The sequence below is a fragment of the Dyella sp. genome, from assembly GCF_035508675.1.
Lineage (GTDB): Bacteria > Pseudomonadota > Gammaproteobacteria > Xanthomonadales > Rhodanobacteraceae > Dyella_B.
This window is the reverse complement of sequence record NZ_DATJMN010000048.1, coordinates 1-7,225: the sequence shown is the minus strand read 5'-3', so window position 1 is coordinate 7,225 and position 7,225 is coordinate 1. Positions and strand designations below refer to the sequence as shown.

Sequence of the window (7,225 nt, the reverse complement as noted above, 5' to 3'; positions counted from 1 at the left end):
AATGCCACGCCACGCGGGGGCAAAATCGTCGAGCCCAATACCCCAACCAGCAAGGCCAGTACCAGCAATGTCGCCAATGGAATGACTTTCGCAAGAACCTGTCGAATGGCTTGCGTATAGGCGCCGGCAAAACGCTCACGTATACCCAGCTCCGCTAGCAACATCCCCAAGGCTTCGGCTTTGCGATAGACCGCAATCAACAAGGGCAACGACAAAAAAAGCGCGCATGCCCAAATCACCGAGTGACGCATCTCGAGGCCAAGCCTCAGACGCTCGAACCAGGCCGCGTTATGGGCGTTGACATACGCCCCGATCACGAACAGCGTAACGACGAGCGCGATATTGATGGCGATGTGCCAAAGCAGTCGACGAAACATGCGCGCCACGAGAGCGTTCTCATCGACGGGCCGCAAATTTTCCAGCCATCCGCTGTAGCTGGTAATCACCAGCCGCAGAGGCCGAGGCACCACGCGCCGGCCTGCTTTCGCCAACAAATCGGCTGAACGCAGCAGATACGGTGAGGCCAGCATGCAAATCAGGGCTGTCGCCACCGCGGTCGGATAAATGAAATTGTCCACGGCATGCAAAGTAAGCCCGAGCGAGGCAATCACGAACGAGAATTCGCCGATCTGGGCCATGCAAAGCCCGGCGCGCAGTGACGTACGCAGATCATGGCCAATTAGAAACATGCCGGCACTGCATACCAAGCTTTTGCCGAGCATCACGGTCAAGGCAATGGCGATGGCAGGCAAGGCGTAATGCACCAGCAAGGACGGATCGATCTTCAAACCGATCGCTACGAAGAACAGCGCCGCGAACATATCGCGCAACGGCTCGACCAAGTGCACGACGCGTGCGGCACTGCGCGATTCGGCCACCACGGCCCCAGCCAAAAAAGCACCAAGCGCCACACTGAAGCCCAGCCATGCGGCCAGCAGACTGGTGCCAAAACAGATGCCGAGCACGCTCACAAGCAACGTTTCGTCGCGATCGAAGTGCGCGACGTAATCCACCAATCGGGGCACCAGCAACAGACCCACGATCATGCCGGCCACCACGAACAAACCCAGATGCCCGACAACCGTGAATGCCGTTCCCGTCTCGACCGTGCCGCTGATGGCAATGGCCGTTAGCAAGGTGAGCAGCACAATGGTGAGCATGTCCTCGGCCACCAGCATGCCGATCACCAGGCGCGCGAACGGCCATTGACGGAAACCGGTTTCCTCCAGCGCGCGCATGGCCACCATGGTGGACGACAGCGCCACGATGGCACCCAGGAACAACGCATTGCGCCCACCCCAGCCGAACAGCAGACCCAGCTGATAGCCCAGCCACAGCATGAAGCCCACTTCGACCACGGTGACCAGGAGGACGGTTCCGCCCACCTGGCGCAGCTTGCGCACGCTGAACTCGAGCCCCAACGTGAACATCAGCAGCACTACGCCGAGGTTGGAGATATCGGCAATGGCGCGCGGATCGGCCACCAGCACGCCCGGCGTATGCGGACCAATCACGATGCCGGCGAGGATGTAGCCCGGAAGCACAGGCAAGCGCAGTCGCTGAAACAGAATCGTGGTGGCGCCGGCCACGAGCATCACCAGTGCGAGGTCGCGAATGAAACCGATATCGTGCATGCCGGGCTCATGAGTACGTTTCAAGCACAGCTTAACCGGATGCTGTGCGTGCGCCGCAGACCGCCATCGCTGCCGGCGCGATTCACCTCGCGTGAACTTTTTCCTAAAAAGCGCTTGACGGAATTCGGGACCCACCCTATTCTTTCTGGCTTCCAGCGGCGGGGCCATAGCTCAGCTGGGAGAGCGCCTGCATGGCATGCAGGAGGTCGGCGGTTCGATCCCGCCTGGCTCCACCAACACATACGTCCCCATCGTCTAGAGGCCTAGGACATCACCCTTTCACGGTGGCGACCGGGGTTCGAATCCCCGTGGGGACGCCACTTTAAATCGTCAGCCAACGATGGCCGCCGAGATGAAGTGGAAAAGGACTTAGTGTGCTTGAGTGCGCTGGAAGGCAGTAAAACGTGGAGCGGTAGTTCAGTCGGTTAGAATGCTGGCCTGTCACGCCGGAGGTCGCGGGTTCGAGTCCCGTCCGCTCCGCCACTTCCAAGAAGCCCGCATGTTGCGGGTTTTTTGTTGCCTGCGAAAAACACCCACCCTCATCCCTTACTTGCTGACCCGTTCCAGCGTTCCTGCCGAATGCCCCTGCTCGGCCAGATATTCGAGCCATCGAGTGAGAAAGCTGTTCATCTGCAAGCGATGCTGGAACACCGAGTGCGCCGGCGGAAACGGCCCGAGCACCTGCCACAGATGGCGGCCGGGATGGCAATGCAAGGCCTCGGCGACGTGCGCATCGCTATACATGCGCAACTGCGCGGACGGCGTGCGGCGTCCGGTCTGCGCATCGACGAAACCGTAGGTGAGTTCAAGCTCCAGCGTGTACGGATGGCGCTCCTGCAGCACCAGGTGCACCGGCAGACCATCGTCGACATCGGAGATGTAATCGCCCAGTTCCAGTTGTTGCGGCGCGAACAGACGCGTCAGCCGATGGTAATTCTCGGCATAGAGCCCCATCAGGAACTCAAAGCGTCCTGGCAGCAAGGCGGCGCGGCGGTCGAGTACGGCACTCATAGGGTTGGGGATATCTCCGTCAATACATGGTTTTTTCGATACCGAATTGATCGAGGATTTTGCTCGCAATCTCCTCGATCGAAACGTGCGTGGTGTTCAGATACGGAATACCAGCCTGGCGCATCAGCCGATCGGCCTGATCCAGCTCCCAGCGACACTGCTTCAGCGTGGCATACCGGCTGCCCGGGCGCCGCTCTTCGCGAATTTGCGCCAGACGCTTTGCTTCGATGGTGAGGCCGAACAGGCGGTGCTTGTTGGTACGCAGGCGGGCGGGGAGTTCGAGCTTATCCAGATCTTCCTCGGTCAGGGGGTAGTTTGCGGCGCACACCCCGTAATGCAAGGCCATGTACAAGCACGTGGGCGTCTTGCCCGAGCGCGACACGCCAATCAGGATCAGATCTGCCTGGGCATAGTCCACGGCCATGCCGTCGTCGTGGCTCAAGGCGTAGTTGGTGGCGTTGATGCGCGCCTCGTACTTGGCGAAATCCACCAGGCCATGCGAACGGTTCACGGCACCCGAATGACGGGTACCCAGCTCATCCTCCAGCGGGCCGATGAACGGCGCGAACACATCCAGCATTAAAGCGCCACTGGTCGCCACGATCTCGCACAGCGCGGGGTCCGCCATGGTGTTGACCACGATCGGCCGCTGCCCGCTTTGTGCATACCGGGTCTTGATGCGTAGCGCGGCATTCTCTGCCTTGTGAGGGTCATCGATGAAGGGCAAACGGTGTTTTTCGAACTGCACCCCCTCAAACTGGGCAAGAATGCTGTTTCCGATCGTCTCGGCCGTAATACCAGTGGAATCGGAAATGAAAAAAACCGTGCGTTGCATACGTTTTCCGTGGGCGGCATGGATCCTTGGCTGGCACCATAACCCAAGCGCGAAGCCCTGTCTTTGCTTGACTTTTATCTGACTGGTATGCAGGTGGCGCGCCACGCGATTGCAATGGTCTTCTTGTGCCGCGCACCATCGAAAGCGGACAATACCAGTCTTATGCGACCGGTTTCGTCCGGTATGGCTGCCTGCTTTTTTCATTAAAGCTCTTTGAGGAGACCCCCTTGAACGATCTGGTGCTTTGGCTCGACCAACTGCGCATGACCGACCTTGGCAAAGTCGGCGGCAAGAATGCGTCGCTCGGCGAAATGATCGGTAACCTGGCTCAACTGGGGGTGTCGGTGCCCGGCGGATTCGCCACCACGGCCCAGGCTTTCCAGCAGTACCTCGAAAAAAGCGGCCTGTCGAAACGGATCGCCGAACGGCTGACCTCGCTGGACGTCGACGATGTGGATGCGCTGGTTGCCGGCGGCAAGGAAATCCGCGGCTGGATCGTCGATACCGCCCTGCCCGCCGACCTTGAGCACGCCATCCGTGATGCCTACGCCAAGTTGTGCAAGGATGCAGGCGCCGACAATATCGCGGTGGCAGTGCGCTCCTCCGCCACCGCGGAAGACCTGCCGGACGCTTCCTTCGCCGGCCAGCAGGAAACCTTCCTCAACGTGGTGGGCATCGACGACGTACTGCACAAGGTGAAGGAAGTCTTCGCCTCGCTGTACAACGATCGCGCCATCGCTTACCGCGTGCACCAGGGTTTCAAGCACGAAGACGTGTTCCTTTCCGCGGGCGTGCAGTTGATGGTGCGCTCGGATGTGGGTGCCGCAGGCGTGTTGTTCACGCTCGATACCGAGTCCGGCTTCCGCGAGGTGGTGTTCGTTACCGGCAGCTATGGCCTGGGCGAAATGGTGGTGCAAGGCGCGGTCAATCCAGATGAGTTCTACGTCTTCAAGCCCACGCTGAAGGCGGGCAAGCCGGCCGTGCTGCGTCGCAGCCTCGGCGCTAAACAGCAGCGCATGGTTTACTCGAACACGCCGGGCGAGCGCGTGCGCATTGAAGAAACGCCGATCACCGATCGCAATCGCTTCTGTATCACCGACGAAGACGTGCAGGAACTGGCCAAGCAGGCGCTGGTGATCGAACAGCACTACCAGCGCCCGATGGACATCGAATGGGCGAAAGACGGCAACACCGGCAAGCTCTACATCGTGCAGGCGCGCCCGGAAACGGTGAAATCGCGCGCACATGCCACGCAATTGGAGCGTTTCCATCTCAACGAAAAGGGCAAGGTGCTGGCGGAAGGTCGCGCGATCGGCCAGAAGATCGGCAGCGGCAAGGCACGCGTGATCCGCTCGCTCGCCGACATGAACAAAGTGCAGCAGGGCGACGTGCTGGTCGCCGACATGACCGACCCGGATTGGGAGCCGGTGATGAAGCGCGCCTCAGCCATCGTCACCAATCGCGGCGGCCGTACCTGCCACGCCGCGATCATTGCACGTGAACTGGGCGTACCCGCCGTGGTCGGCACCGGCCACGCACTGGATACGATCCCCGATGGCCATGAGGTGACCGTTTCCTGCGCCGAAGGCGACACCGGCACGATCTACGAAGGCCGGCTGAAGTTCGACCGCGTCACCGCCGATCTCGGCGCGATGCCCGAAGCGCCGCTGAAGATCATGATGAACGTGGCCAACCCGGAGCGCGCGTTCGACTTCGGCATGCTGCCCAACGCAGGCATTGGCCTGGCGCGCCTGGAAATGATCATCGCCAGCCACATCGGCGTGCATCCGAAAGCCCTGCTGGAATACGGCAAGCAGGATGCGGAGACCAAGGCGAAGATCGATGCGCGCATTGCCGGCTACAAGGATCCGGTGAGCTTCTACGTCGATCGCCTGGCCGAAGGCATCGCCACCATCGCCGCCTCGGTCTATCCCAAACCGGTGATCGTGCGCCTGTCGGATTTCAAATCCAACGAGTACGCCAACCTGCTGGGCGGCCAGCGCTACGAGCCGCACGAAGAAAACCCGATGATCGGCTACCGCGGCGCCAGTCGTTACGTCGATGCCGGCTTTGCCGAATCGTTCGGCTTGGAATGCAAAGCCGTGAAACACGTTCGCGAAGTGATGGGCCTCACCAACGTATGGGTGATGATTCCATTCGTACGCACGCTCGGCGAAGGCCGCAAAGTGATCGAGGTACTGGCCAAGAACGGCCTCAAGCAAGGCGAGCATGACCTCAAGGTCATCATGATGTGCGAGCTGCCGTCGAACGCGCTGCTGGCGGATGAATTCCTCGACATCTTCGACGGCTTCTCGATTGGCTCGAACGATCTCACCCAGCTCACGCTTGGCCTGGACCGCGACTCCAGTGTGGTGGCCCACCTGTTTGACGAGCGCGATCCGGCAGTGAAAAAGCTGCTGGCGATGGCGATCAAGACGGCGCGTGCGCGCGGCAAGTACATCGGCATCTGCGGCCAAGGCCCGTCTGATCACCCAGACCTGGCCGAGTGGCTGATGGACCAGGGCATCGAGTCGGTATCGCTCAACCCCGATACCGTGGTGGATACCTGGTTGCGGCTGGCGAAAAAGAAAGCCGCGGCCTGAGATCTTGCAACGGGGTGGCGGTGATCGCCCCGTTGGCGTTTGCGGGTACGAAACTTGCCCTGCAACCCCGATGTCCATGTGTGCGGGAACTTCAATCTCGCCAGCCAAGGGGTATGCCATGCGCCAAGCCTTGTCCTTCCTGTCCCGCAACAAAGGCTTCTTCGTCTTCATGCTCGGCATGCTCACGTTCCGCAGCGCCCTCGCCGACTGGAACGTGGTGCCGACCCCTTCGATGGAACCCACCATCCAGGTCGGAGACCGCATCCTGGTCGACAAAGCGGCCTACGACATCCGCGTACCGTTTACCCACCTATCGCTCATTCATTTAGCCGACCCGCAACGCGGGGATATCGTCGTGCTCGACTCGCACGCGGCCAACGAGAAGCTGGTGAAACGCGTGATCGGCATTCCTGGCGACGTCGTGGCCATGCGCGATAACGTGCTCTATGTGAACGGCGCCGCCGCCCGCTATTCGCCGGCGACAGTCACCGGCATCCCTGACGATCTGCAGGATCCGGCCCGCTACGAAGTGGAGCGGATGGGCGGCATGCAGCATCTCATCCGGCTTTCGCTCTACCGCCCGAGCGAAGCACGCGACTTCGGCCCCGTCACCGTACCCGCCGGCCAATACCTCTTGCTGGGGGACAACCGCGACAACAGCATGGACTCGCGCTACTTGGGCTTCTTTCCGCGCCATGAAATCGTCGGGCGTTCCCGCTATGTAGCGCTGTCACTGGATCCGGACCGCCACTACCTGCCCCGCATGCAGCGGCTGGGAGCCCGGCTCGACAGTGCCCAGATCCGCTAGGAACCTGTTGTCACAGCCACGCCCACCACGTATCATGTTCGGCTCGCGCGGCCCGTAGCGCACCCTTTCGGAGAGGTGGCAGAGTGGTCGAATGTACCTGACTCGAAATCAGGCGTACGTGTAAGCGTACCGTGGGTTCGAATCCCACCCTCTCCGCCATTGAGATCATGTAAGCTGCTGATTTAAGGAAGCTTATCTGCAAGCAAGCACGGCTGGTATGCCATGAGGTATGCCAGCCGTTGTTGTTTGTGGTTCCTGCTCACTGTGCTTCATTGGACAAAACACTTCGCAATCCATTCGCCCTTGCGGCATAAAAAGAAAGGGCGCGCACCGG

Annotated in this window: 5 protein-coding genes and 4 tRNA genes; 6 read left to right on the top strand and 3 right to left on the bottom strand. The window is 60.7% G+C overall.

Annotated elements, in window-relative coordinates; translation table 11 throughout:
• Positions 1-1,634: cation:proton antiporter (locus VMA74_RS02920; RefSeq protein WP_325364632.1), on the bottom strand; the 1,634-nt coding region annotated here is incomplete at its 3' end.
• Positions 1,635-1,794: 160 nt separating this feature from the next.
• Between VMA74_RS02920 and VMA74_RS02915 the strand changes: the two genes are divergently transcribed.
• The 3 genes from VMA74_RS02915 to VMA74_RS02905 all read left to right on the top strand — a co-directional run bounded on the left by VMA74_RS02915 (position 1,795) and on the right by VMA74_RS02905 (position 2,117).
• Positions 1,795-1,870 (top strand) — tRNA-Ala (locus VMA74_RS02915).
• Between the two features lie 8 nt (positions 1,871-1,878).
• Positions 1,879-1,954: transfer RNA gene (locus VMA74_RS02910), tRNA-Glu, on the top strand.
• A gap of 86 nt (positions 1,955-2,040) precedes the next feature.
• Positions 2,041-2,117 (top strand) — tRNA-Asp (locus VMA74_RS02905).
• Between the two features lie 63 nt (positions 2,118-2,180).
• On the opposite strand, the gene VMA74_RS02900 is transcribed toward VMA74_RS02905, so the two are convergent.
• Together VMA74_RS02900 and ppsR are read right to left on the bottom strand one after the other, a co-directional pair.
• The gene (locus tag VMA74_RS02900) at positions 2,181-2,645 is read right to left on the bottom strand and encodes a DUF1249 domain-containing protein (protein ID WP_325364630.1); all 465 of its coding nucleotides are present in this window, start codon (positions 2,643-2,645) and stop codon (positions 2,181-2,183) included.
• Positions 2,646-2,664: 19 nt separating this feature from the next.
• Positions 2,665-3,480 (bottom strand): posphoenolpyruvate synthetase regulatory kinase/phosphorylase PpsR, encoded by an 816-nt coding sequence (gene ppsR, locus VMA74_RS02895; protein ID WP_325364634.1) that lies wholly within the window; start codon positions 3,478-3,480, stop codon positions 2,665-2,667.
• Positions 3,481-3,707: 227 nt separating this feature from the next.
• Here ppsR and ppsA point away from each other — a divergent pair, with 227 nt between their 5' ends.
• The 3 genes from ppsA (at position 3,708) to VMA74_RS02880 (ending at position 7,050) form a co-directional block, all read left to right on the top strand.
• Positions 3,708-6,083 carry a phosphoenolpyruvate synthase gene (ppsA, locus tag VMA74_RS02890; protein ID WP_325364628.1) on the top strand — a complete coding sequence of 792 codons (2,376 nt, stop codon included), beginning with the start codon at positions 3,708-3,710 and terminating at the stop codon, positions 6,081-6,083.
• A gap of 118 nt (positions 6,084-6,201) precedes the next feature.
• Positions 6,202-6,891 carry a signal peptidase I gene (gene lepB / locus VMA74_RS02885; protein ID WP_325364626.1) on the top strand — a complete coding sequence of 230 codons (690 nt, stop codon included), beginning with the start codon at positions 6,202-6,204 and terminating at the stop codon, positions 6,889-6,891.
• Positions 6,892-6,960: 69 nt separating this feature from the next.
• Positions 6,961-7,050 (top strand) — tRNA-Ser (locus VMA74_RS02880).
• The last annotated feature ends 175 nt before the right edge of the window (positions 7,051-7,225 follow it).